Source organism: Streptomyces prunicolor (assembly GCF_045162825.1).
In the GTDB taxonomy this organism is placed as follows: Bacteria; Actinomycetota; Actinomycetes; order Streptomycetales; family Streptomycetaceae; genus Streptomyces; species Streptomyces prunicolor.
This window is the reverse complement of the sequence record NZ_CP108676.1, coordinates 2092508-2115640: the sequence shown is the minus strand read 5'-3', so window position 1 is coordinate 2115640 and position 23133 is coordinate 2092508. Positions and strand designations below refer to the sequence as shown.

The window sequence follows — 23133 nt, the reverse complement described above, 5'->3', positions numbered from 1 at the left end:
AAATTAGGAGGCGGGCGGGTCATCGGGGTTGCCCGGGTGTTGCCGGTCGGTTACCGAGCCCTCACGGAGATCACCGGGCGTCCGACGGTCGCTCGGCGCGCATTCGGTGGGCGTCCGCCGTCCGGGGCCGTGTGCGAGGATCGAACGCATGGGGACAACAGGTGCACAGGGGGGCCGCCGGGTCGGCAGGCCGCGGGCCGATCAGCGGCCGGACAGCGGACTGTCCCCGCGCGCCGAACTCCTCTCCGCCGCGGCCGAGTTGTTCACCACCCGCGGCTACGCGGCCACCACCACCCGGGCCGTCGCCGAGCGCGCGGGCATGCGGCAGGCGTCGATGTACCACTACGTCTCCGGCAAGGAAGAGCTGCTCGCGGACCTTCTGGAGTCCACGGTCACGCCCTCGCTGGCGTACGCCCGGGAACTCCTCGCGGACGACGCGACCCCGGCCGAGGGTCGGCTGTGGGAGCTGTGCCGAACCGACGTCGAGCTGCTGTGCGGGGGTTCGCACAATCTCGGCGGGCTGTATCTGCTGCCCGAAGTGCGCGCCGAGCGGTTCGCCGGCTTCCATGCCGTACGCGCCGAACTCAAGGACGCCTACCGGCAGTTGCTCGCCGCGACGGTCGCCGGTGGGGCGCTTGCGAAGAGCGAGTTGGAGCTGCGGACGGATCTGGTGTTCGGGCTCATCGAGGGCGTCATCCTGGTGCACCGCTCCGACCCCGAGCGGCCGGTGTCCGCCTTCGCGGAGGCGACGGCCGACGCCGCGCTGCGCATCGCCGGAAGCTGATCCGGAACGGATGCTTCACTCGTTACGGTGAGTGATATTCGTATGCTCGTGCGCCGTAACTCGCTGTGTGCGATTGAAGCCGCTGCGTGTAAATGGGCTGAGGGTACTCCTCTTTCATGTCCGTTTTCAGGGGCTTGCTGAATATGACACAGCGGTGATCCGGTCGGACTAAGCTCGCCCGCAGCGCACCGAGTTGGGCTGTATTCGTGCGCTTGTTCCCAAACATGCAAAAGATACAGAAGCTCCCCCCAGATTCCCCCGATCCCCCCAGCCGACCTGTCTTAGAGGGCATACATGGTGAGTGTTCAATCGCCTCCCGCCGGCCGTGAACTTCCCTACGCGCGCGTGCTGTTGCCGCCTGCCATAGTGATGGCCGCGGCGACCGGGGCCGCCGTCGCCCTGGTGGCGGGGCCTGCCCGGATCGCCGTCGGCTGGTGCGGAGCCGTCGCCACCCTGCTGGTGATCATGACGGCGGCCGAAGCGGTACGCCGCGGACGCAACCTGCGGGACGCCCGCGCCGAGCACGACCGTCACACCGCGTATCTGGAACGGCGGCTCGCCGACCAGAACCAGGAGATGGTCCGCCTCGGTCAGGAGATCCTGCCCGCCACGCTGCACCGGCTCAGCAGTGGAGAATCCCCCGGAGAGGTGATTCGCCAAGTCGTCGACGCCGATCCGGAGTGGCGGCAACTTCCCGATCCGCAGCGCGACTTGCTGAGGACCGTGCTCAGGATCGTGGAGCGCGAGGAGAACATGCGTGACTCCGCGCAGCGTTCCTTCGTCAGCATCGCCCGCCGTGTGCAGGCCATCGTCCACCAACAGGCCAAGGAACTCCGGGAGATGGAGGAGGACCACGGCCGTAACCCGGAGGTCTTCGACGACCTCCTGCGCATCGACCACGGCACCGCGCTGATCGGTCGGCTCGCCGACTCCATCTCGGTGCTCGGCGGTGGCCGCCCCGGTCGCCAGTGGCCCGAACCGGTGCCGCTGTACAGCGTGTTGCGCGGCGCCATGTCCCGCATCCTGGAGTACCGCCGCATCGAGCTGCACTCCATCGCCAAGGTCAACATCCGCGGCATCTCCGTCGAGCCGGTCATCCACGCGGCGGCCGAACTCCTCGACAACGCCACCCGCTACTCGCCCCCGCAGACCAAGGTGCACGTCACCGCCGTAGAGGTGCAGACCGGTGTCGCCATCGAGATCGAGGACGGCGGCGTCAGCCTCAGCGAGGAGTCGCGGGCCCGCGCCGAGGGCATGCTGGAGCGCGCCAAGGCCGGTACCGACCTCCAGGACCTCGGTGAGAGCCCGCGCCTGGGCCTCCAGGTCGTCGGCCGGCTCTGCGCGACGTACAACATGCAGATCTCGCTGCGCGCCTCGGCCTACGGCGGCGTCCGTGCCGTCCTGATCGTGCCCAGCGAGATGCTCACCCCCGGCACCGCACCCGGACTCGCCCACGGCATCGGCGCCACCGCCATGCCCAAGGCCGAACTCGGCGCCGTCGACGGCCCCAAGCGCACGATCAAGCGGCGCCGTCCCACGAGCCCGCGCATCCCGGCCTCGGTGAGCATGGAGGACGAGGTTCCCGAGGTCACCGAGTGGACGGCGGGCGGCCTGCCGCAGCGCCGTAGCCGGGTCAAGGTCCCGCTCGCCCAGCGGTACGCCGAACAGGCCGCCGCCGAGCGCGCCGAGGCCGCCGCACGGGAGGCCCGCTCCGCCTGGGGCACGCCCGAGCCGGAGCCGGAGAAGAAGGACGAACCCGAACCGGGCCTGTGGGTCGAGGCGTTCATGGAAGGCCTCAAGGGTGACCCGGACCCGACCGCTTTCATCCAGAAGACCGAGCCGGCCCGAGTCGAGGCCGACGACGAGGGGGACCTCAAGTGATCCAGCAGCGCGCCAACTTCGACTGGATGCTCAAGGATCTCGCCGACGGCGTGCCCGGCATCCAGCAGATCGTCGTGCTCTCCGCCGACGGGCTGCGCATCGCCCGCTACGGCGGCGACCCGGACGCGGCGGACCGTGTCGCCGCGGCCTGTGCCGGACTGCAGAGTCTGGCGGGTGCCGTCGCCTCCGAGATCCCGGGCAGCGACGGCCGGATGAAGATGGTCATCATCGAGATCAACGGCGGCTACTTCTACCTGATGGCCGCGGGCGCCAACGCCTACCTGGCCGTCCTGTCCGACGTGGTCGCCGAGCCCGGTCTGATGAGCAACCGGATGCGTGACCTCGTCGTCAGAATCGGCGCCCACCTCACCAGCCCGCCGAGGCGCAACGGGCAGACCGTATGACTCCTCCGCAACGCCAGCGGCGACAACCCGCGGAGAAGGCGCCGCCCGAACCCGGCAAGAAACCGGGCGAAGGAAAGATCCCCGAGCGGCTGTACGTGCTCACCGGCTCGACCGAGGACGGAGACCGGGCCGAACTCGACCTGGTCACGCTGATCGTGGCGCGTTCCGACGCGCCGCAGTCGGCCACTCCCGAGCAGGCGGCCCTGCTCGGGCTCTGTATCGCCCCCCTGTCCGTGGCCGAGCTGTCGGCCTATCTCAACCTGCCGTACAGCGTGGTGACCGTCCTGCTCACCGAGCTGCTGACGGCCGAACTGGTGCAGGCGCGCGCCCCGATCGTCCGCCAGGCGCTCCCCGACCGTTCCCTCCTCGAAGCGGTGATGCATGGACTTCAAAAGCTCTGACACCATCACGGGCCCTCGCACCGAGGACCATCTCCCGCACACGGCCCAGGCCGCGGTGAAGATCGTGATCGTCGGCGGCTTCGGGGTCGGCAAGACGACCATGGTCGGTTCGGTCAGCGAGATCAGGCCGCTGACCACCGAGGAGACCATGACGCAGGCCGGCGTCGGCGTCGACGACAACTACGGCTCGGACACCAAGACGGCCACCACCGTCGCGATGGACTTCGGCCGCATCAGCATCACCGACCAACTGGTGCTGTACCTGTTCGGCACCCCCGGCCAGGAACGCTTCTGGTTCCTGTGGAACGGGCTGTTCGAGGGCGCGCTCGGCGCGGTGGTGCTGATCGACACCCGGCGCCTCGAAGTCAGCTTCGACGTCATAGGACGGCTCGAGGAGCGCGGGGTGCCGTTCGTGATCGCCGTCAACTCCTTCCCGGACGGCCCGCATTACCCCATCGAGGACCTGCGTACGGCGCTCGACCTGTCGCCGGACGTCCCCATCATCGAGTGCGACGCGCGCCGCCGCGCCTCCAGCCGGGACGTCCTGATGACCCTGATGCGCTTCCTGCACTCCCTGGCGATGACGGGCTCACTCACCTGACCCGCCCAACTCCCCCGACACCGGATCCACTTCAGTTCTCGGAGCGATCACTGTGACGCCTGAACCGCACTCCCCGACCGATACGGACGACACCAGGCTCGGCCCCCCGCCCGGCTGCCCCGCACACGGCACGGGCCCCGGCGGGCTGCGCCGGCTGTACGGTCCCGAGGCCGAGGACCTGGGAGCCGTGTACGAGAAACTCCGCGCCGAACACGGTGCGGTGGCCCCCGCGCTGCTGCACCAGGACGTGCCGATCTGGGTGGTGCTCGGTCACGGCGAGAACCTGCACATGGTGAGCAGCCCCTCGCAGTACTGCAAGGACAGCCGGCTGTGGACCGCCATGCTGGACGGCACGGTCAAGCCCGACCACCCGCTGATGCCGCACTTCGCCTGGCAGCCCATCTGCGCGCACGCCGAGGGCGACGAGCACCTGCGGCTGCGCGGCGCGGTCACCGGCGCCATGTCGACCATCGACCACCGGGGCATCCGCCGCCACATCAACCGTGCGACCCAACACCTCGTCAACCAGTTCTGCGAGGACGGCAACGCCGACCTGGTCGCCGAGTTCGCCGAGCATCTGCCGATGGCGGTCATGTGCGAGATCCTCGGCATGCCCGAGGAGTACGGCGACCGGCTGGTACAGGCCGCCCGCGACTGTCTCAAGGGCACCGAGACCGCGCTCGCCAGCCACGCCTACCTCATGGAGGTCCTCAGCCGGCTCGCCGTACGGCGCCGGGCCCAGCCGCAGGACGACTTCACCAGCCACCTCGTCACCCACCCGGCGGGGCTCACCGACGACGAGGTCAGGGAACACCTGCGCGTGGTGCTCCTCGCCTCCTACGAGACCACGGCCAACCTCCTCGCCAACGTGCTGCGCATGGTGCTCACGGAACCGGGCTTCCGGGCCCAGCTGAACGGCGGCCAGATGACCGTGCCCGAGGCGGTCGAGCAGTCCCTGTGGGACGAGCCGCCGTTCAGCACCGTCTTCGCCTACTTCGCCAAGCAGGAGACGGAGTTGGGCGGCCAGCGCATCCGCAAGGGCGACGGACTGCTGTTCGCGCCCGCGCCGGGCAACGTGGACCCCCGGGTGCGGCCCGACCTCAAGGCCAACATGATGGGCAACCGCTCGCACCTCGCCTTCAGCGGTGGCCCTCATGAGTGCCCGGGCCAGGACATCGGCCGTGCCATCGCCGACGTGGGCGTCGACGCGCTGCTGACCCGGGTTCCGGACATCCAGCTCGCCTGCGAGGAGGACGAACTGCGCTGGCGGTCGTCCATCGGGAACCGGCACCTGGTGGAACTGCCGGTGCGGTTCACGCCGAAGGCCCAGCAGGACGTCGCCGAGCAACCCGCCATCAACCCGTCGCTGCGGCAGCGCCCGAACGACTGGCAGGTCAGCTTCGTGCCGACCCCGCCCACGGTTCCGGCGCCCGCCGCCCCGGTCGACGAGCCCACCGCGGTGCCCGCCGCGGCGCCGGTGCCCGAACCGGCCCACCGACCGGGCCTGTTCCGCCGCTTCCTGCGCTGGTGGCACGGCGAATGAGGCGACCGGCCACCGCGGTCACTCCGCCCACTCCTCGTACGACGACCAGGCCCGCAGCACCCGCGGGCTGACGAACCGGTGCTCGCACCCCGTGACCGGATCGGTGAACTCCAGGCCCCGCGCCAGCAGTTGGAGCGGACGCCGGAAATCACCGGCCGGCACGGGGTCGGTCACCACCGGATAGAGCGGATCGCCGAGGATGGGCACGCCCAACGCGCTCATGTGCACCCGCAGTTGGTGCGTCTGCCCGGTACGCGGAGTGAGCCGGTACCGGGCCCGCCCGTGGCGGTGCTCCAGCAACTCGACCCGGCTGATGGCGTTGGTCTCGCCCTCGACCTCCTGGGCCGCCAGGATCCCGCGCTCCTTGACGATCCGGCTGCGCACGGTGCGCGGCAGGACCAGCGTCGGGTCGTACGGGGCCACCGCCTCGTACTCCTTCGCCACCCGCCGGTCGCGGAACAGCGACTGGTACGCGCCGCGCTCCTCCGGTCGCACGATGAACAGCACCAGCCCGGCCGTCAGCCGGTCGAGGCGGTGGGCCGCGCCCAGTGCCGGGATTCCCAGCTGCCGCCGCAGCCGCGCCAGGGCCGTCTCGGCGACGTGGCTGCCGCGCGGGGTGGTGGCCAGGAAGTGCGGCTTGTCGGCCACCACCACGTGCTCGTCCCGGTACACGACGTCGATCGGGAACGGCACGCGCTCCTCGTCCGGCAGCTCCCGGTGGAACCACACGAACATCCCGGGCGCGTACGCCGTCTCCCGCGACACCGGGCGTCCGGTGACGTCCACGATCCGTTCCTCGGCGAGCATGGTGTCGATCACCTCGGCCCCGGCCGCGAGCCGCGCCACGAGATGATCCCGCACGGTCGCCCACGTGTTCCCGGCCGGCAGCCGCACCCGCACCGGATCCACTCCGTCGCGCTGGGGCAGCGGAGAGGGCGGGGGAGGGGTACGGCGTCTCATCACGATCAAGCGTACGCGGCGGTTCGGTTCCTCAGGATCCGAGAACCGTGGAGGGCATGTCTCCCGGGGCAGGCGCCTGATACCGCGGGGCGGTGGTCGTCCAGGCGTCGACGGCGGCGAGGTGGTAACCCATCACTTCGACGACGGCCGACAACTGCTCACGATCGTTGCCGTTCAGCCGCAACTGTTCGCAGATGTCCGGGAGTTGAGCCTCCTCAAGGTGTTCGTACTCCGACTGCCTGGCCGTGCGCAGCCGGGTTGTCACGGCCGCGGCCTCGTCGATGGAGATGTCCAGGAACCTCGCGAACACGAGGACGAAGTTGCATATCTCGTCCTCCTTCTCGACCTCTCGACGGTAGGAGCGGACGTCGTTGTAGAGAGTCTGAAGGTCTATCCAGGCGTCCGTCAGCGCACGGAAGGGACGGGAGCGGCGCACTCGGGCCGGCACTTCCGCGGCGGCCACGTGCTCGGCGAGGCAGATCCCGACCTGGCCGCCGAACGAGCCGCGGCGGCGGACAAGGTACTCGGCCGGATCAGGGATACGCCCGGAGCGCATGCATTCCAGCTCCCAGCACTGCCCGTCGGCGTATTCCAGCACGGCGTTGCGCATGTTGCGCTTCCAGTCCGTCGACCTGGTCGGCGTCATCCGTATCCATAAATCGGCAAGGGACCGCTCTATGGGGTGCTTCGGCAGCGCAGGGGAGGTGCCGTGCAACGGCATGAACAGAGACAGCCGGTCGACCAGGGCCCGCGCTCCTTGCAGGTCGCGCTCGGCCTTGAACGTCCGCGGGAACAGCAGGTCGAGGGCGAACATCCACGCGTAGAGGTGGTACGCCAGGAACAACTCGTCCTTGTCCGCGAAGGGGTAACACCACGCGGTGCAGTCGGCGAGTCCGATGGCCGCCCACTCCTCCGGTTCGGCCGCGACGGGCAGGAGCCCCATGTCGTACGTCCAGTCGTCGCCGCTGCGATTCAGCAGGTCGACGTTCGGGTTCCCCTGCCATGTGTAATGCGCTCGGAGCGCGGATGTGCTCATCGTGCTGATCTCCTGTCGGGACGCAAGACCTGGCATCAGCAGTGGTTGTCAGGCCTTTCGGCTTGGGCGGAGCACGGAATCGGAGACTCGCGGAGGGTGACCTCGGGCCGCCGCACGCAGCCGACGGCCAGGGCTACGACCCCTGGCAGCTGAATGGGGGCGGACTCCTTGACGGTGCCCTCCGGGTGACGGAGTCGACCAAGTCCACGAACTGCGCGCTGTACTCCCTGCGCCGTGACTGCGGCGTGGCTGATTCGTACACGAACAAGGCCTGCGGGCCGACCCGGTCGAGCGGGCCTCATCGACCGCGTGCCGGGTGGTGCCGCCGGCCATGGCTTTGGCGGCGACCGCCGGACGGTGCGGTCGCGGGGCGTCTCCACCTTCCGATGTGCCTGCGGGTCCAGTCAACTGTTCGAGGCCGGTCCGAGCTCAACGAAGGCGCCGTCGCGAGGTGTTGAGCCGCCGGCCGTCGCGGGCATCCGGGCACCACCTCCAACCGGCCCGGGTGCGACATCGAGTCATGTCGTCAATTCGCCCTGAAAGGCCCTTGCTCCGGACCATGCGACGGCCCACGTCTCCTCAAAAGGGCGTGCTGCCCCGGCGCATGGTGCTACCCCGGCGCATGGAGCGGTTCTCCGCTTGCCGGATGCGCGGCTTCACGCTCCGTCCAGTGCGCCGTCCATGCGCCGCCAACCGACCACAACAAGGCTTATTCAGGCGGCAGTTGAGTAGAATCCGCAAGAGATCGAGCAGGCTCGGTCGCGGAGCGCACACGCCGCGCGCGCATGAGCCGGTACAAGGCTCCGAACGTAACCGTCACCACCAGGAACAGCACGGTGAACCACTGGAAGTACCAGTGCCCACCCGCCGGGTCGTACACAGCAGCCCGCGGCCACGCCAGGTTGACCGTCATGACCAGGCCGTAGACAAGCGCCAGCGCGTTGACCGGCACCCCCCACCGCCCCAGGGAGAAGAGACGCGCGCCCGTCTCGTCCGTGCCCTCCACCTCGAACTCGCCCCGCACGCGGCGCAGTAGCAGCGGGCCCGTCACCATCGCGTACGCCAGGTACAGCATCACGATGCAGGTGGTGCCGATGGCGAGGAACGCGTCCGGGGAGGCGAAGTTGAGGAGGAGCAGGGCCGCCGCCAGGGTGCCTACGACGATGGCCGGGGCGCTGGGCATGCCCGTGCGGGCGTTGACCTTGGACAGGCGGGCCGAGAAGGGGAGTTGGCCGTCCCGGGCCATCGAGAAGAGCATGCGGCAGGCCGCCGTCTGGATGGCCAGCGTCGCTACCGCGATCGCCACCACCACGTCCGCCAGCAGGGCCTTGCCGACGCCGTCGCCGAGGCTGCTCGTGAGGACGTAGCTGAGGCCGTCGACGCCCAGGTGGCCGTCGGTCAGGCTGGGGGCGGCGAGCAGGCCGCCGAGGATGATCAGGCCGCCGAGCAGGCCCGCGGCGGTGAGCGCGGTGAGGATCGTGCGGGGTGCGGTGCGGCGCGGGTTGTGGGTCTCCTCGCTCATCTCGCCCGCGCTGTCGAAGCCGATCATCACGTACGCCGCCGTGAACGAGCCGACCAGCAGGGCGCCGAGGAGTCCGCCCTCCAGGCTGCCGGTCGTGTGGAAGGTGATGGTCGGGGTGCGCTTCGAGTGGGTCAGGAGGAGGACGACGATCAGGATCGCGCCGATGATCTCGGCCGTCACCCCGACCCGGTTGATGATCGACATCACGCGGTTGTCGAGGATGTTCACCACCGTCGTCAGGACCAGCAGGATCACGCCCAGGACCGCCGCGTTGGCCGCGCCGTCGGGGGAGGTGGGGGCCGGGTCCGTGCCCACCAGCTGGAAGCCCGACCAGATCGCAGGCAGCACCATCTGGAGGGCCAGGGCGGCTGCCGCCACCACAACGATCTGGCCGATCACCATGATCCAGCCCGCGAACCAGCCGAAGGTCGCGTTGGAGAGGCGTGACGACCACTGGTAGATCGCGCCCGAGATCGGGTAGCGCGCGGCCAGTTCCGCGAAGCAGGCCGCCACCAGGAGCTGGCCGGCCAGCACGATCGGCCAGGCCCAGAAGAAGACCGGGCCGCCGAACGCGTACCCGAAGGCGAAGAACTGGAAGACGGTCGTCAGTACGGAGATGAAGGAGAACCCGGCCGCGAACGACGCGTACCGGCCCAGGCTGCGGTGCAGCTCCTGGCGGTAGCCGAACTCCGCGAGGGAGCCGTCGTCGGAGCTGGGGGAGTGCGGCGGATCGGGGCGTAGGTCGGAGGGGGCTGTTGTGGTCACGGCGGCACCTGCCTTCGGCGCAGGAGAGCGGAATCCTGACGGCGACAGCTGAATTCCTGTCGGGTGACAGAAATTAGGGAGGGGCTGTTTCGGCCGCGTCACGCCGTCGTATCTGCGGGGGGCCTAAGTCCTCACGCTCTTGCCGTGGCGGCGGAATCGCGATACATCGTGTGTATTGACGCTCTCGCCCAACTCGCGATATGTTCGGTCGCGGATATTCGGACGCGAGGTACGGATGGAGGCGGTGATCCCGATGGCTGCGAAGCGTCGCAAGCTCGGCAATCCGCTCGCGCTCGCCGTGCTGGTGACCCTCTGGCAGGGGCCCATGCATCCGTACGAGATCGCCCAGACCCTTCGCCGCCAGGGCAAGGACACCAGCACGAAGATCAACTACGGCTCGCTCTACACGGTCGTGCAGAACCTGGAGAAGCACGGCTTCGTCGAGGTCGCCGACACGGAGCGCAAGGGCAACCGCCCCGAGCGCACGGTCTACGGAGTGACCGAGGCCGGCCGCGAGGAGACGACCGAGTGGCTGTCCGAGCTGCTGGCCCGCCCGGTCAAGGAGTACCCGATCTTCGAGACGGCCCTCTCGCTGCTGGGCGCCCTGCACCCCGACGAGGTGATGACGCTTCTGGAGGAGCGGGTGAAGAACCTGGACGTGCAGGCGGCGAGTGAGCGCGGGGCCCTGGAGAAGCTGTACGAGTCGGTGCCCCGGCTGTTCCTGATCGAGGTCGAGTACCAACTGCACATGATCGAGGCGCAGGCCGAATGGGTGCGCGGTTTCCTGGAGGAGATCAGGAAGGGCTCGATGCTCGGCGTCGACGGATGGCGCCAGTTCCACGAAACGGGGGAGCTGCCACCGGAGTTCACCTAGACACGAAGAACCCCGACCGGGCTGTTGGAGCAGCCCCGCCGGGGTCACGAACCCCGAACTGACCCGCCGTGCGGCAAAGCCAGGCGATCGAGGTGCGGCACACCCAGGATAGCCGGGCGCTCTTCACGCGGATCAGTCGTGACCTTTCACCTCGCACATCCGCTCATTCCTTGGAGAGCTGTCATGGGCACTACCCGTGCGCCCGCGGTCGAGGCGCGTCAACTGATCAAGACCTATCCCGGCGATGTCACCGCCCTCAACGGCATGGACATCACCGTCGAACCCGGAACCGTCTTCGGCCTCCTCGGGCCGAACGGCGCCGGCAAGTCCACCACCGTCAAGATCCTCACCACCCTCGCCAGGCCCGACTCCGGCACGGCCACCGTCGCCGGCCACGACGTGCTGCGCCACCCCGACCGGGTCCGCCGCGCGATCGGCGTGGTCGCCCAGAACTCCGGCGCCGACCCGACGGCGACCGGCCGCGAGAACCTCCAACTCCAGGGCAGGCTCTACGGCTTGAGGGGCGCCGCCCTCACGCGGCGGGTGGACGAGCTCCTCGACCGCTTCACCCTCACCGACGCCGCGAAGCGCCCGGTGAAGGGCTACTCCGGCGGTATGCGCCGCCGCCTGGACGTGGCGCTCGGCCTGGTGCACCGGCCCGAGGTGCTCTTCCTCGACGAACCCACCACCGGCCTGGACCCGGAGGCCCGCACCGCGATGTGGGACGAGATCGGCCGGCTGGCGGGGGAGGAGGGGCTGACCATCCTGCTCACCACGCACTACCTCGAAGAGGCCGACCGGCTCGCCGAACGCATCGCGATCGTCGACCGCGGCCGGGTCGTCGTGGAAGGCGCCCCCGACTCCCTCAAGGGTGAACTCCGCGGCGACGCCGTCCACTTGGAGCTGCGGGAAGCGGTCGGCGACGCCGGTCGTACGCTGCTGCGGGGCACCCTCGTCGGACTGCCGGGCGTGCACGAGGTGCTGGTCGACGGGCACCGGGTCAGTGCCCGCGCCGACGACGGAGCGGCCGCGATGCCCGCCCTGCTGGCCGCGTTCGAGCGGGCCGGCGTCGGCGTCGCCAGCGCGACCGTCGCCCGTCCCTCGCTGGACGACGTCTATCTCCGCTACGCGGGCCGCCGTTACGCCGAGGCCGACGCGAACAGCACCGAGCGGCTCGCCGTCGCCGGAGGTGCGCGATGAGCACCGCCGTCTCCCAGACCTGGTACATGACGCAGCGTCAACTCATGGTGTTCGCACGGCAGCCCGCCTTCGCGGTCATCACCCTCATCCAGCCGGTCATCTGGCTGTTCCTGTTCGGCAACCTCTTCAAGAAGGTCGTCGAACTCGGCGGCTTCGGCACCACCTCGTACCTGGACTACCTCGTCCCGGGTGTGGTCGTGATGAGTGCCCTCAGCTCCAACATGTGGGCGGGCATGGGCACGTTGGAGGAGATCCAGCGCGGCACCCTCAACCGCTTCCTGACCACTCCGGTCAGCCGGGCCGCGCTGATGAACGGCAACGTCGTCAACAACGGCCTCGTCACCGCGCTCCAGTCGGCGATCATCGTGCTGCTGGGACTGCTCGGCGGCGCCGACTACCCGGGCGGCATCGGCGGCATCGCGATCCTGATCGTCGCCTCCGTGCTCCTGGGCACCGTCTTCGGGGCGCTGTCGAACGCGCTCGGCATGCTGGTGCAGCAGCGGGAGTCGATCATCGGCATCAACACCTTCCTGCTGCTGCCGCTGACATTCCTGTCCAGCGCCTTCATGGCACCGTCCCAGATGCCCTCGTGGATGCGACACATCGCCGACTTCAACCCACTCAACTGGGCGATGGTGGCAGGCCGTTCGGCGATGAGCGACCACCCCGACTGGGGCGACGTACTCAGCCGCGGCGGCGCGCTGCTGGCGCTCGCGATAGCGGCGGTATGGCTGTCGATCCGCACGTTCAGGTCGTATCAGCGGTCGGTGTAAGCGACAGGGGCGGCACTCCAAAGGCGCCGCCCCGGGTCAGCGCCCCGAAAGGGGCGCGGGGCTGTGTCGATTTCCGGCTCCGCCGCGTGGGCGCGACCAGCCACGACGGCGCGGGCAGACACCAATGCTCCGTTGTGGCACCCCCTGCGGCGCACCTACGCGGCAACGCCCTCCTGCTCCGCCTCGATCTTCGCGTTCCACTCCCGCTTGGACGCCTGCCACCCGTCCTCGTTGTGGCCCAGCCGCCAGTACCCGGAGATCGAAAGATCCTCGCGCGGGATCGCCAACTCGACCCGCAGCAGGGCGCGGAGGTCCTTCACGAAGGCCGCCTCACCGTGCACGAACGCGTGCATCCGGCCCTCCGGGAACTCCAGCGCCCGTACGGCCTCGGCAAGCGCCTCGCCGACCGGACGGTCACCACGGTGCAGCCAGACGACCTCGATGCCGGAGTCGAACTTCTGCTCCTCCTCGGGTCCGGAGACCTCCACGAAGGCGTGCGCAGTGGCGCCCTCGGGCAGCGACTCCAGCGCGCGGGCGATCGCGGGCAGCGCGCTCTCGTCCCCGGCGAGCAGATGCCAGTCGGCGTCCGCGTCGGGGGCGTAGGCGCCACCGGGGCCCATGAAGTGGACGGTCTCGCCCGGCTGGACCCGGGTCGCCCACGGGCCGGCGAGGCCCTCGTCGCCGTGGATCACGAAGTCCAGGGTCATCTCGCGGTGCTCGGGGTCCCAGGCGCGCACGGTGTAGGTGCGGGTCACCGGCCACTGCTCGCGCGGGAACTCGGCGCGGATGCGCTCCATGTCGAAGGGTTCGGGGTAGGTCGCACCCCCGGCCGGGAACAGCAGTTTCACGTAATGATCGGTGCAGGTGTCCGCCGAGAACTCGGCCAGACCCTCGCCACCGAGCACCACGCGCTGCATGTGGGGGGTCAGGCGCTCAGTCCGGACGACCTGCGCGGAGTGGGGCTTACGCGGCTTCCGTGCCGGACGTTCTGCCATGACGGCCTCCCAGATTCTCATGCTTAGGCTTACCTAAGTTAGCACTGGATTCTTTGTGACAGGCAAGAAAGTGAGAGCAAAAACAATGCTTACGCGCCCAGCGTGGTGAGCAGTCGTTGCAATGATCCGCCCAGCCCCCAGCGGTCCGCCAGCGCGCTCACCAGCTCCGGGTCACGTGGGGCGTGCGGGAGCGTCGGGTCGACGTCGGGCAGCGGTACGTCGTCGGCGACCCGTACGACCTTGGGCGCGACCGCGACATACGGCCGTGCCTCGTCGAGGCGCTTGCGCTGCGAGGGCGTCAGCTTGGACTTGGGGTCGTCGATCGCCGCCATGATCCCGGGCACGTCACCGAACTCGGCGAGCAGCTTCGCCGCCGTCTTCTCACCGATCCCGGGGACGCCCGGCAGACCGTCGCTCGGGTCGCCGCGCAGCAGCGCCAGATCCACGTAACCGCGGCCGTCGACGCCGTACTTCTCGCGCAGGAACGCTTCGTCGGTGACTTGGAGCATGCCGACGCCCTTGATCGGATACAGGACGCGGATGCCGCGGGCGTCGTCGACGAGCTGGTACAGGTCGCGGTCGCCGGTGACGATGTCGACCGGGCCCTTGGCATGTGCCGTGAACGTGCCGATGACGTCGTCCGCCTCGTACGGCTCGACGCCCACGCGCGCGATGCCGACCGCGTCGAGGACGGCCTCGATGATCGGCACCTGCGGGGAGAGCGTGTCCGGCACCTCCTCCGCGTCCGGGCCGCTCTCGCGTACCTCGGCGACGCGGTGGGCCTTGTAGGTGGGGATCAGGTCGACCCGCCACTGCGGTCGCCAGTCCGCGTCCATGCACGCCACCAGCTGGTCGGGGCGGTGGTCCTTGACCAGGCGGTCGATGAACTCGAGCAGCCCGCGTACGGCGTTCACCGGCGTCCCGTCCGGTGCCTTCACGGACTCCGGGACGCCGAAGTAGGCGCGGAAGTAGAGCGAGGCGGTGTCGAGGAGCATCAGTCGTCCGGTCACGCCTCGCATCATGCCGCACGGCAGGGCGGCGATCACCCCTTCGTGTCACCCGGAGGGACCAATACCGCTGGTGGGTGAGCTGGGCCACTCCGGTGTTTGCCCGCGATAAGCATGGGCAGGCGCGGCCTCGGAGCGATGCCGGTTGCACATTCAACCGTCGAGGGGCCTTCCAGGTCCGTCGCCGTCGCCTCCCGTCCTGCCCCCGATCGAGAGGTACGCGTGTCAGCCAGGCTAGAAGCCGAGCATCTGTACAAGGTGTTCGGCAGACGACCCGACCAGGCAGTCGAACGGCTCCGCGAAGGAGCCGACCGGGAGGAGCTGCGCGCCGACGGCACCACCGCCGCCGTCATCGACGCCTCCTTCTCCGTCGCACCGGGCCAGATCTTCGTCGTCATGGGCCTGTCCGGCTCCGGCAAGTCGACCCTCCTGCGGATGCTCAACGGACTCCTGGAGCCCACCGCGGGCCGCGTCCTCTTCGACGGCCAGGACCTGACCGCGCTCGGCGACCGCGAACTCCGCGAGGTCCGCGCCCACAAGATCAGCATGGTCTTCCAGCACTTCGCGCTCTTCCCGCACCGCAGCGTCCGCGAGAACGCCGCCTACGGTCTTGAAGTGCAGGGCGTGCCCCGCGCCGAGCGCCTGAAGCGCGCCGGCGAGGCGCTCGCCCTGTGCGGCCTGGCCGGCTGGGAGGACTCCTGGCCCGACGAGCTGTCCGGCGGTATGCAGCAGCGCGTCGGCCTGGCCCGCGCGCTCGCCACCGACGCCGACCTGCTCCTGATGGACGAGTCGTTCAGCGCGCTGGACCCGCTGATCCGCCGGGACATGCAGGACCAACTCCTGGAACTGCAGCAGTCGTTGAAGAAGACGATCGTCTTCATCACGCACGACCTCAACGAGGCCATGCGCCTCGGCGACCGCATCGCCGTCATGCGCGACGGCCGCATCGTCCAGACCGGCACAGCGGAGGACATCCTCGTCCGCCCCGCCGACGACTACGTCTCCTCCTTCATCCAGGACGTCGACCGCTCCCGGGTCCTCACGGCGAGCTCCGTCATGGACACCGACCTGCGCGGCGACGAGGCCGACTGCGCCTGCGAGACCGCGACGCCGGACACGCCGTTCAACGAGCTCTGCGCGATCAGCGCCCGCCTCACGCACGCCGTCGCGGTGCTCGACAAGGACCACGAGCTGGTCGGTGTCGTCCCCAGGCAGCGCCTGGTCGCCTTCCTCGGCGACGAGCAGCACGAACCCACCCCCTGTGTCAGTCCGCGTGACGGCGGCGAGAAGGTGACCGCCCATGCCTAGGCTCCCGCTCGGCGACTGGGTCGACTCCGGTGTCGACTGGCTCCTCGCCCACATGTCCTGGCTCTTCGACGCGATCAAGACGGTCGTCGAGGGCATGTACGACGGCATCAACGCGGTCCTCACCGCCCCCGAACCCCTGCTCCTCGCGGGCATCTTCGCCGTGATCGCCTGGTGGTTGCGCGGCTTGGTCGCGGGTGTCCTGGCCTTCGCCGGATTCCTGCTCATCGACTCGCTCGACCTGTGGGACCGGGCCATGTCGACGCTCGCCCTGGTGCTCGTGGCGACCGTCATCGCCCTGGTGATCTCGATCCCGCTGGGCATCTGGGCGGCCCGTTCCAAGACGGTCAGCGCGGTTGTACGACCCGCTCTCGACCTGCTTCAGACGATGCCGTCGATGGTGCTGCTGATCCCGGCGATCCTCTTCTTCGGCCTCGGCACCTCCGCCGGCGTCATCGCCACCCTGATCTTCGCGCTCGCCCCCGGCGTCCGCATGACCGAGCTGGGCATCCGCCAGGTCGACGCCGAACTCGTGGAAGCAGCCGAGGCGTTCGGCACCTCACCACGCGACACTCTGCTCCGCGTCCAGCTGCCCCTCGCCCTCCCGACGATCATGGCCGGCATCAACCAGGTCATCATGCTGGGCCTGTCGATGGTCGTCATCGCCGGCATGGTCGGCACCGGCGGCCTCGGCGGCGCCGTCAACGAGGCCATCGGCCAGCTCGACATCGGCTTCGGCTTCGAGGCGGGCGTCGGCATCGTCGTCCTCGCGATCTACCTCGACCGCATGACCAGCGCGCTCGGCACCCAGATCTCCCCACTCGGCCGCCGCGCCGCCGCCAAGGCCCGCGCCGCAGGCAACGAGAAGCCCTGGAACTACCGCCCCCGCCCGGCCTTCGCTGTGATCGGCGTGGTCGTCCTCGCCCTGGTGGCCGGCGGCATGGGCGTCTTGGGCTCCTCCTCCGGTACCAAGGCGACCTCCGCCACGGACGTCGGCAAGGGCAAGGAGATCACCATCGGCTACATCCCCTGGGACGAGGGCATCGCCTCCACCTTCCTCTGGAAGGAGATCCTGGAGGAACGCGGCTACAAGGTGACCACCACCCAGTACGCGGCGGGCCCGCTCTACACCGGCCTCTCCACCGGCCAGGTCGACTTCCAGACCGACTCCTGGCTGCCCACCACGCACGCCGAGTACTGGAAGAAGTACGGCAAGCAGCTCGACGACCTCGGCAGCTGGTACGGCTCCACCTCCCTGGAGCTGACCGTCCCGGCGTACATGAAGGACGTCAACACCCTGGCGGACCTCAAGACCCACGCCTCCGAGTTCGGCGGCAAGATCACCGGCATCGAACCGAGCGCCGGAATGATGGGCCTCCTGAAGACCAAGGTCCTCAAGGAGTACGGCCTCCAGGGCTCCTACGACGTCGTCGACGGCTCCACCCCGGCGATGCTGGCCGAGCTGAAGCGGGCGTACGCCAAGAAGCAGCCGATCGTCGTCACGCTCTGGTCGCCGCACTGGGCGTACAGCGACTACAAGCTGAAGAAGCTCAAGGACCCCAAGAACGCCTGGGGCAAGGGCGACGGCGTGCACACCGTGGCGCGCAAGGGCTTCGCCGCCGACAACCCCGACGTCGGCAAGTGGCTGAAGGACTTCAAGATGACCGAGTCCCAGCTCACCGGTCTGGAGGCGCAGATCCAGAAGTCCGGCAAGGGCGAGGAGCAGGACGCCGTCCGCACCTGGCTGAAGCAACACCCGGGCCTCGTCGACCAGTTGGCCCCGGTCACGAAGAACCAGCAGAGCCAGTAGGACCAGAAAAGCCAGGCGGCCGGGTGACCTGACAGTCCCGCAGCCGCCGTCCCAGAGGTGGGCCCCACCGCACGTTCCCCCCTTCGTGCGGCGGGGCCCGCCTTTGTCCGTGCCCCGATCCGGCACGAAAAGGATCCGGCCAACCACATAGCGCTACGAAACCCCGCAATCAGGCCCGTGATGTGAGCGGGAACACAGGCGGCTGCGTATGCATTGAAGAGTAGAGACGAGGTCCGGCGCTGATCGAGGGCCGGTGAGCCCTTGCAGGTTGGCCAGAACTGTGACGTCCGATCGCACGCTGTGTGACGTGGATGTGACAGGCGCATGAAACGGTTTGCCGAACATGCGTAGGGTGCAGAGAACTCATCAGAGGCAACTGAAAACCGACGAGCGAAGGAGGGAGCCGGAGCGATGGGCGACCACAAAGAACAGCCCCTTCGGGTGGGTGCGGCCGTACGGCGGCGGCGCCGCGCACTCTCGCTGACCCTCGCCGTCGTGGCCGAACGCAGCGGCCTGTCGGTGCCCTTCCTGAGCCAGGTCGAGAACGACCGGGCCCGCCCCAGCCGCAGCTCCCTGGAGAAGGTGGCCGACGCCCTGCGCACCACGGCCGTCGAACTCCTCGCCGCCGCCGACCCCGCGTGCAGCGTCGACGTCGTACGCGCGGAGGAACCCGAGTCGGGCGGCGCACCCCGGATGCGTTCCCTCGTGCGCGGGCATCACCAGCTGCACGCCTCGGAGTTCACCGGTGACCATGACGCCGGTCGCGAATTCCAGCACCGCAACGACGAGTTGATGTACGTCGCGGAGGGCGCCGTCGAGATCGAGGCGGAGGGGCGCGCGTACCGCCTCGTGCGCGGCGACACCATGTACCTCACCGGAGGCGTCCGCCACCGCTGGCGCGCGACCGTGCCGGACACCCGGGTGGTCGTGGTCGCCGTGGCCGAGCACATCGAGGCGGTCCAGGACCGCCAGCGCTGATGCGCGTCGTGTCCCTCGTGCCGTCCCTCACGGAGGCGATCGCCGTATCGCTTCCGGGAGTTCTGGTCGGCGCGACGGACTGGTGCAGCCATCCGCCCGACCTCGACGTGACGCGCGTCGGCGGCACCAAGAACCCCAAGCTCGACCCGATCCTCGCCCTCGCCCCCGACTTGGTGATCGCCAACGAGGAGGAGAACCGCGAGCCGGACCTGACTGCCTTGCGCGAGGCGGGAGTTGAGGTCCTGGTCACCGAGGTGCGTGACGTCCCGCAGGCCTTCCGCGAACTCGCCCGGGTCCTCGACGCGTGCGGAGCGCCGTCCCGCCCGCGCTGGCTGGACGAGGCGGAGCGGGCATGGGCTGAACTCCCGGCTCCCGCACGCCGATTGACAGCCGTCGTCCCCGTCTGGCGCCGTCCCTGGATGGTGCTGGGCCGGGACACCTTCGCGGGCGATGTGCTGTCCCGCCTGGGAGTCGACCACGCGTACGCGACGCACGCCGAGCGCTATCCGCGTGCCACGGTCGACGAACTACGTTCCGCGACACCGGACTTGGTGGTCCTCCCGGACGAGCCGTACCGCTTCACGGCCGATGACGGACCGGAGGCCTTTCCCGGTCTGCCCTGCGCGCGCGTCAGTGGCCGGCACCTCACGTGGTACGGGCCGTCACTGGGCGAAGCGCCACGGGTGCTGGGCGCGGCCCTGCGAGCAGCGCACCGCTGACCAGCCCGCGGGCCGTGTGCACGGCGGCGGTGGCCCAAGCGGCGACCAGGACGCCGTAGAGGACCATCGCGAGCCCGTCGTAGACGGCGAGGCCGGTGTGGTGGGCCAGGGACTCGGCGCCGGTGACGCAGGTGCCGACCGGGAAGGTGAACGCCCACCAGGTCATCGTGAAGCGCATGCCGCGGCGGCGGGCGTGGACGACGTGCGCGGTGGCGAGGCCGAGCCAGAGCAGGGCGAAGCCCATGACGGGGACGCCGTAGAGGACGGCGAGGAGGCTGAACCCTTGGGCGTAGGGGGCCGATAGGGCACCCGGGGCGAAGTCCGCGAACTTGCCTACGGCCGTGGTGGATTGGCCCAGCGGGCCCAGGACCAGGAACAGCGTCGGGGTGAGCGCGAGGGGCAGCGGGCCGCCGGTGACGAGGCGGGCGAAGACCAGCGGCAGCATCAACAGGGTTGCCAGCAGGCTCAGTCCGAACATCGCGAAGCACGCGAGGAGCAGCGTCTCCCGGGGCTGGCCGGGCGGCAGGTGGGGCACGAGGAGCGGTCCGAGGGCCGCGGACACCATGGGCGCGACCACGGGCAGCAGCCACACGGGGGTCGCCTGGGAAGGGTGCACCTTGTGCCGTACGGCCATCAGGTACGGGACGGCGACGGCCGCCGTGAGCCCGATGAGCGTTCCGGCGCCGAACAGCACGGTGTCGAGCGCGACCGCCGCCCGGAGCCCGATCCAGTCCCGCCCGACGACCAGGGCGCCGCCGCCCACCGCCAGCAAGGCCATCGCGAGGCAGCCGTAGAAGGGGGCCATCGCCGGGTCGAGGAGGTGGGCGCGGGCCTGGTCGCGGTGGTGGGTCCAGTGCAGGGTGCGGGCGGCGAGCAGGGTCAGCAGCATCGCGAGGGAGAGGGCCCAGACGGCGGTGCAGGCCGTGCGCAGTCCCGGGAGGTGGAGCGGGAGCCCGGCACCGGCCGTGGCGACGATGGCGGTGCCCATGACGGAGGCGTACCAGTTGGGTCCGAGATGACGAACGGCGGTGACCATGCCTCCACCGTCTCGCCGACCGAGACGGGCGACCAGGGAGTATCTGTCTATGGGGACATAAACTGGATTTATGAGCAACGGTGAGATGGGTGAGCAGCGGGAGGGGTCGATCGCGCACCGGGTACCGGATCTGGGCGCGCTGGAGCTGTTGCTGGCGGTGGCCCGGCTCGGGAGTCTCGGCGGGGCGGCCCGCGAACTGGGGATCACCCAGCCCGCGGCCAGCAGCCGGATCCGCTCCATGGAACGGCAGCTCGGCGTCGCCCTGGTGGACCGCTCACCGCGCGGATCGACCCTGACCGACGCCGGGGCCCTGGTCACGGACTGGGCCCGCCGGGTCGTGGAAGCGGCGGCGGCCTTCGACGCGGGCGCCCAGGCGCTACGGCACCGGCGCGACTCCCGGCTCCGGGTCGCCGCCAGCATGACCATCGCCGAGTACCTGCTCCCCGGCTGGCTCCTCGCCCTGCGCTCCCAACGCCCCGACACAGCAGTCTCGTTGCTGGCCGGCAACTCGACCACGGTCGCGGAACGGCTCCTCGCCGACGAGGCCGACCTGGGGTTCGTGGAGGGCCTGTCCGTGCCCGCTGGACTGGATTCCACGGTGATCGCCCATGACCACTTGATCGTCGTGACCGCCCCGACCCATCCGTGGGCTCGTCGTCAACGCCCGGTCCCGGCGGCGGAGTTGGCGTCGACGCCGCTGATCCTGCGGGAGGAGGGCTCGGGCACGAGGCAGGTGCTGGACGCGGCCTTGGGTGGACTGGCGCGCCCGTTGATCGAGTTGTCGTCCACCACGGCGGTCAAGGCGTCGGCGGTGAGCGGAGCGGGGCCCGCGGTGCTGAGCGAACTCGCCGTGGGGGAGGAGCTGTCGATGCGGAGGCTGGTGCGTATCCCGGTCGAAGGGGTCACTCTCGCCCGGGACTTGAGAGCGGTGTGGCCCACGGGTCACCGGCCGACGGGACCGGCGCGGGAGCTGCTCTCGCTGACGCGGGGCTAGCGGGCTTCCCAGGGCTAGCGGGCCTTCGTAGCCGCTTCCACCAACGCCCGCATCACCCGCAGGTCCTCGCCCATCTCGGGGTGCCATTGCACCCCCAACACCCAGTCGGCGGAAGGGAGTTCGATCGCCTCCGGGGTGCCGTCCTCCGCCCAGGCCGACACCGTCAGGCCAGCGCCCAGGCGGTCCACGCACTGGTGGTGGAAGGTCGGGACCGAGGTCTCCTCCGGTACCGCCGACGCGTACAGGGTTCCCGGTACCGGCTTGACCGGGTGCCGGCCGAAGACTCCCGGTGTCTCCGCGTGGCCGTCGATGTGCTGGACGAGGGTGCCGCCGACGGCGACGTTCAGGAGCTGCATTCCCCGGCAGATGCCCAGCAGGGGGATCCCCGCCGTCAACGCGCCCTCGATCAGGGCGAGTTCCCAGGCGTCTCGGGCGGGGGCCGGTGGGCCGGTGCGGGGGTCGCGGTCGGCGCCGTAGCGGACCGGTTCCACGTCCGGGCCGCCCGCGATGACCAGGGCGTCCAGGCGCGCGACCGTCGCCGTGGCGTGTTCGGGGGCGTCGGGCGGCAGCATCGCGGCGAGACCGCCCGCGCGTTGGACGAGCCGTGGGTAGCCGGCCGGCAGCAGGGCCGCCTCCAACTCCCAGGTGCCCCAACGTGCTCCGGCCTCCAGATACGTGCTGATACCGATCAGCGGCCTGCCCGCCATGCACCCCTCCGACGTGAAGCGAATTGAATGGACTCCGTGCGGACCATTGAACTACCCCGCTGGTCAGGCCGTCACGCCAGGAATCCGCGCAGCAGTGCCGCCGTCCCCGCGCAGTGCTCCCGCATCATCTCCCGCGCCCCGTCCGCGTCCCCGTCGAGGACCGCCTCGACCAGTGCGATGTGCTGGCGCTGCGAGTGCTCCAGGTTGCGGACCAGGAGCGGGATGCAGTCGAGGAGGTCGTTCACCGTGGCCCGTACCGCCGCGTACTGCGCGGTCAGGGTCGGGGAACCGCACAGCTCGGCCAGGGTCAGGTGGAGCAGGGTGTCCAGGCGGCGGTAGTCGGCGAGCGGGGCGTCGTGGGTGCGGGCGAGGGCGTCCCGGAGGCGGTCCGCCTGGTCGGGGGTCAGGCCGTGGGTCGCGCACAGGCCCGTCGCGCCGACCTCCAGCACCTCACGGAACCGCAGCACGTCCTCGATGTCGACCGCGCTGATCCGCCGCCGCAGCTCGTCCTCGCCGCCCGCGTCCGACTTCGGCAGGACGAACGTCCCGCCGTAGCGTCCGCGCCGCGACTCCACGAGGCCCTGGTCCTGGAGTACCTTCAGAACCTCGCGCAGCGTCACCCGACTGATCCCGAGCCGCTCGGCCAGTTCCCGCTCGGCCGGCAACCGTTCGCCCCCCGGCACCAGACCCAGCCGTACGACCTGCAGTATCTGTTCCAGCGCCTCTTCGAAGCCGTTGCCCGCCCGCACCGGCCGCAGTACCGGGGTCAACCGGTCCTCAAGCCCGTTCTCCGCATCCAGCGACATATGGCGGTACCCCCTTCCCAAGCAATGGTTCT

The 23133-nt window shown here is 69.9% G+C and carries 22 protein-coding genes; 14 read left to right on the top strand and 8 right to left on the bottom strand.

Going from position 1 to position 23133, the window contains the following annotated elements; translation table 11 throughout:
• Positions 1-148 precede the first annotated feature (148 nt).
• From OG588_RS09495 to OG588_RS09470, 6 genes are all read left to right on the top strand, one after another.
• Positions 149-784 (top strand): TetR/AcrR family transcriptional regulator, encoded by a 636-nt coding sequence (locus tag OG588_RS09495; RefSeq protein WP_405946892.1) that lies wholly within the window; start codon positions 149-151, stop codon positions 782-784.
• Positions 785-1078: 294 nt separating this feature from the next.
• Complete coding sequence (locus tag OG588_RS09490) at positions 1079-2665, top strand: sensor histidine kinase KdpD (protein ID WP_078623271.1); 1587 nt, start codon at positions 1079-1081, stop codon at positions 2663-2665.
• Positions 2662-3069 carry a roadblock/LC7 domain-containing protein gene (locus OG588_RS09485; protein ID WP_019066134.1) on the top strand — a complete coding sequence of 136 codons (408 nt, stop codon included), beginning with the start codon at positions 2662-2664 and terminating at the stop codon, positions 3067-3069. The genes OG588_RS09490 and OG588_RS09485 overlap by 4 nt, the downstream gene beginning before the upstream one ends.
• Positions 3066-3470, top strand: a complete 405-nt coding sequence (locus OG588_RS09480; RefSeq protein ID WP_366097032.1) for a DUF742 domain-containing protein — start codon at positions 3066-3068, stop codon at positions 3468-3470. The genes OG588_RS09485 and OG588_RS09480 overlap by 4 nt, the downstream gene beginning before the upstream one ends.
• The gene (locus OG588_RS09475) at positions 3451-4071 is read left to right on the top strand and encodes a GTP-binding protein (RefSeq protein ID WP_405946891.1); all 621 of its coding nucleotides are present in this window, start codon (positions 3451-3453) and stop codon (positions 4069-4071) included. Before OG588_RS09480 ends, OG588_RS09475 begins: the two co-directional genes overlap by 20 nt.
• 52 nt (positions 4072-4123) lie before the next feature.
• Positions 4124-5614 (top strand): cytochrome P450, encoded by a 1491-nt coding sequence (locus OG588_RS09470; RefSeq protein WP_405946890.1) that lies wholly within the window; start codon positions 4124-4126, stop codon positions 5612-5614.
• A gap of 18 nt (positions 5615-5632) precedes the next feature.
• On the opposite strand, the gene OG588_RS09465 is transcribed toward OG588_RS09470, so the two are convergent.
• The 3 genes from OG588_RS09465 to OG588_RS09455 form a co-directional block, all read right to left on the bottom strand.
• Complete coding sequence (locus OG588_RS09465) at positions 5633-6574, bottom strand: RluA family pseudouridine synthase (protein ID WP_405946889.1); 942 nt, start codon at positions 6572-6574, stop codon at positions 5633-5635.
• Positions 6575-6605: 31 nt separating this feature from the next.
• Positions 6606-7610 carry a hypothetical protein gene (locus OG588_RS09460; RefSeq protein ID WP_405946888.1) on the bottom strand — a complete coding sequence of 335 codons (1005 nt, stop codon included), beginning with the start codon at positions 7608-7610 and terminating at the stop codon, positions 6606-6608.
• Positions 7611-8319: 709 nt separating this feature from the next.
• Positions 8320-9897, bottom strand: coding sequence for an amino acid permease (locus OG588_RS09455; protein WP_405946887.1), 1578 nt, complete (start codon positions 9895-9897; stop codon positions 8320-8322).
• Positions 9898-10150: 253 nt separating this feature from the next.
• On the opposite strand from OG588_RS09455, the gene OG588_RS09450 reads away from it, so the two are divergent.
• The 3 genes from OG588_RS09450 to OG588_RS09440 all read left to right on the top strand — a co-directional run bounded on the left by OG588_RS09450 (position 10151) and on the right by OG588_RS09440 (position 12744).
• Positions 10151-10771 carry a PadR family transcriptional regulator gene (locus tag OG588_RS09450; RefSeq protein ID WP_366097038.1) on the top strand — a complete coding sequence of 207 codons (621 nt, stop codon included), beginning with the start codon at positions 10151-10153 and terminating at the stop codon, positions 10769-10771.
• Between the two features lie 183 nt (positions 10772-10954).
• A complete protein-coding gene (locus tag OG588_RS09445; RefSeq protein ID WP_405946886.1) occupies positions 10955-11971 on the top strand; it encodes an ATP-binding cassette domain-containing protein in 1017 nt (338 codons plus the stop codon).
• Positions 11968-12744: an ABC transporter permease gene (locus OG588_RS09440; protein WP_405946885.1), complete on the top strand. Its 777-nt coding sequence runs from the start codon at positions 11968-11970 to the stop codon at positions 12742-12744. The genes OG588_RS09445 and OG588_RS09440 overlap by 4 nt, the downstream gene beginning before the upstream one ends.
• A 155-nt stretch (positions 12745-12899) precedes the next feature.
• Here the strand turns inward: OG588_RS09440 and OG588_RS09435 are convergent, their stop codons facing one another.
• Both OG588_RS09435 and OG588_RS09430 read right to left on the bottom strand, forming a co-directional pair.
• Positions 12900-13739: a siderophore-interacting protein gene (locus OG588_RS09435; protein WP_405946884.1), complete on the bottom strand. Its 840-nt coding sequence runs from the start codon at positions 13737-13739 to the stop codon at positions 12900-12902.
• 89 nt (positions 13740-13828) lie between these two features.
• Positions 13829-14758: a 5'-3' exonuclease H3TH domain-containing protein gene (locus OG588_RS09430; RefSeq protein WP_405953079.1), complete on the bottom strand. Its 930-nt coding sequence runs from the start codon at positions 14756-14758 to the stop codon at positions 13829-13831.
• Positions 14759-14968: 210 nt separating this feature from the next.
• Between OG588_RS09430 and OG588_RS09425 the strand changes: the two genes are divergently transcribed.
• The 4 genes from OG588_RS09425 (at position 14969) to OG588_RS09410 (ending at position 19558) form a co-directional block, all read left to right on the top strand.
• On the top strand, positions 14969-16054 hold the full coding sequence (locus OG588_RS09425; protein WP_405946883.1) for a glycine betaine/L-proline ABC transporter ATP-binding protein: 1086 nt from the start codon (positions 14969-14971) through the stop codon (positions 16052-16054).
• Entirely contained in the window at positions 16047-17861 is a 1815-nt protein-coding gene (locus OG588_RS09420) for an ABC transporter permease/substrate binding protein (protein WP_405946882.1), read from the top strand. Before OG588_RS09425 ends, OG588_RS09420 begins: the two co-directional genes overlap by 8 nt.
• A gap of 411 nt (positions 17862-18272) precedes the next feature.
• On the top strand, positions 18273-18839 hold the full coding sequence (locus OG588_RS09415; protein WP_393043011.1) for a helix-turn-helix domain-containing protein: 567 nt from the start codon (positions 18273-18275) through the stop codon (positions 18837-18839).
• Positions 18839-19558 carry a helical backbone metal receptor gene (locus tag OG588_RS09410; protein WP_405946881.1) on the top strand — a complete coding sequence of 240 codons (720 nt, stop codon included), beginning with the start codon at positions 18839-18841 and terminating at the stop codon, positions 19556-19558. The genes OG588_RS09415 and OG588_RS09410 overlap by 1 nt, the downstream gene beginning before the upstream one ends.
• On the opposite strand, the gene OG588_RS09405 is transcribed toward OG588_RS09410, so the two are convergent.
• On the bottom strand, positions 19485-20594 hold the full coding sequence (locus OG588_RS09405) for a TDT family transporter (RefSeq protein WP_405946880.1): 1110 nt from the start codon (positions 20592-20594) through the stop codon (positions 19485-19487). The two genes, OG588_RS09410 and OG588_RS09405, sit on opposite strands and share 74 nt — an antisense overlap.
• Before the next feature lie 70 nt (positions 20595-20664).
• Here OG588_RS09405 and OG588_RS09400 point away from each other — a divergent pair, with 70 nt between their 5' ends.
• Positions 20665-21588 (top strand): LysR family transcriptional regulator, encoded by a 924-nt coding sequence (locus OG588_RS09400; RefSeq protein WP_405946879.1) that lies wholly within the window; start codon positions 20665-20667, stop codon positions 21586-21588.
• Between the two features lie 14 nt (positions 21589-21602).
• Here the strand turns inward: OG588_RS09400 and OG588_RS09395 are convergent, their stop codons facing one another.
• Positions 21603-22295 (bottom strand): gamma-glutamyl-gamma-aminobutyrate hydrolase family protein, encoded by a 693-nt coding sequence (locus OG588_RS09395; RefSeq protein WP_405946878.1) that lies wholly within the window; start codon positions 22293-22295, stop codon positions 21603-21605.
• Positions 22296-22366: 71 nt separating this feature from the next.
• Positions 22367-23101 (bottom strand): FadR/GntR family transcriptional regulator, encoded by a 735-nt coding sequence (locus OG588_RS09390; RefSeq protein ID WP_405946877.1) that lies wholly within the window; start codon positions 23099-23101, stop codon positions 22367-22369.
• Positions 23102-23133 lie beyond the last annotated feature (32 nt).

Excerpts from the sequence above, each read along its gene's own strand:
- OG588_RS09495 (WP_405946892.1), top strand. The coding sequence starts at position 149 with ATGGGGACAACAGGTGCACAGGGGGGCCGCCGGGTCGGCAGGCCGCGG.
- OG588_RS09490 (WP_078623271.1), top strand. The coding sequence starts at position 1,079 with ATGGTGAGTGTTCAATCGCCTCCCGCCGGCCGTGAACTTCCCTACGCG.
- OG588_RS09480 (WP_366097032.1), top strand. The coding sequence starts at position 3,066 with ATGACTCCTCCGCAACGCCAGCGGCGACAACCCGCGGAGAAGGCGCCG.
- OG588_RS09475 (WP_405946891.1), top strand. The coding sequence starts at position 3,451 with ATGGACTTCAAAAGCTCTGACACCATCACGGGCCCTCGCACCGAGGAC.
- OG588_RS09465 (WP_405946889.1), bottom strand. The coding sequence starts at position 6,574 with ATGAGACGCCGTACCCCTCCCCCGCCCTCTCCGCTGCCCCAGCGCGAC.
- OG588_RS09460 (WP_405946888.1), bottom strand. The coding sequence starts at position 7,610 with ATGAGCACATCCGCGCTCCGAGCGCATTACACATGGCAGGGGAACCCG.
- OG588_RS09450 (WP_366097038.1), top strand. The coding sequence starts at position 10,151 with ATGGCTGCGAAGCGTCGCAAGCTCGGCAATCCGCTCGCGCTCGCCGTG.
- OG588_RS09445 (WP_405946886.1), top strand. The coding sequence starts at position 10,955 with ATGGGCACTACCCGTGCGCCCGCGGTCGAGGCGCGTCAACTGATCAAG.
- OG588_RS09440 (WP_405946885.1), top strand. The coding sequence starts at position 11,968 with ATGAGCACCGCCGTCTCCCAGACCTGGTACATGACGCAGCGTCAACTC.
- OG588_RS09435 (WP_405946884.1), bottom strand. The coding sequence starts at position 13,739 with ATGGCAGAACGTCCGGCACGGAAGCCGCGTAAGCCCCACTCCGCGCAG.
- OG588_RS09430 (WP_405953079.1), bottom strand. The coding sequence starts at position 14,758 with ATGCGAGGCGTGACCGGACGACTGATGCTCCTCGACACCGCCTCGCTC.
- OG588_RS09420 (WP_405946882.1), top strand. The coding sequence starts at position 16,047 with ATGCCTAGGCTCCCGCTCGGCGACTGGGTCGACTCCGGTGTCGACTGG.
- OG588_RS09415 (WP_393043011.1), top strand. The coding sequence starts at position 18,273 with ATGGGCGACCACAAAGAACAGCCCCTTCGGGTGGGTGCGGCCGTACGG.
- OG588_RS09410 (WP_405946881.1), top strand. The coding sequence starts at position 18,839 with ATGCGCGTCGTGTCCCTCGTGCCGTCCCTCACGGAGGCGATCGCCGTA.
- OG588_RS09405 (WP_405946880.1), bottom strand. The coding sequence starts at position 20,594 with ATGGTCACCGCCGTTCGTCATCTCGGACCCAACTGGTACGCCTCCGTC.
- OG588_RS09400 (WP_405946879.1), top strand. The coding sequence starts at position 20,665 with ATGAGCAACGGTGAGATGGGTGAGCAGCGGGAGGGGTCGATCGCGCAC.
- OG588_RS09395 (WP_405946878.1), bottom strand. The coding sequence starts at position 22,295 with ATGGCGGGCAGGCCGCTGATCGGTATCAGCACGTATCTGGAGGCCGGA.
- OG588_RS09390 (WP_405946877.1), bottom strand. The coding sequence starts at position 23,101 with ATGTCGCTGGATGCGGAGAACGGGCTTGAGGACCGGTTGACCCCGGTA.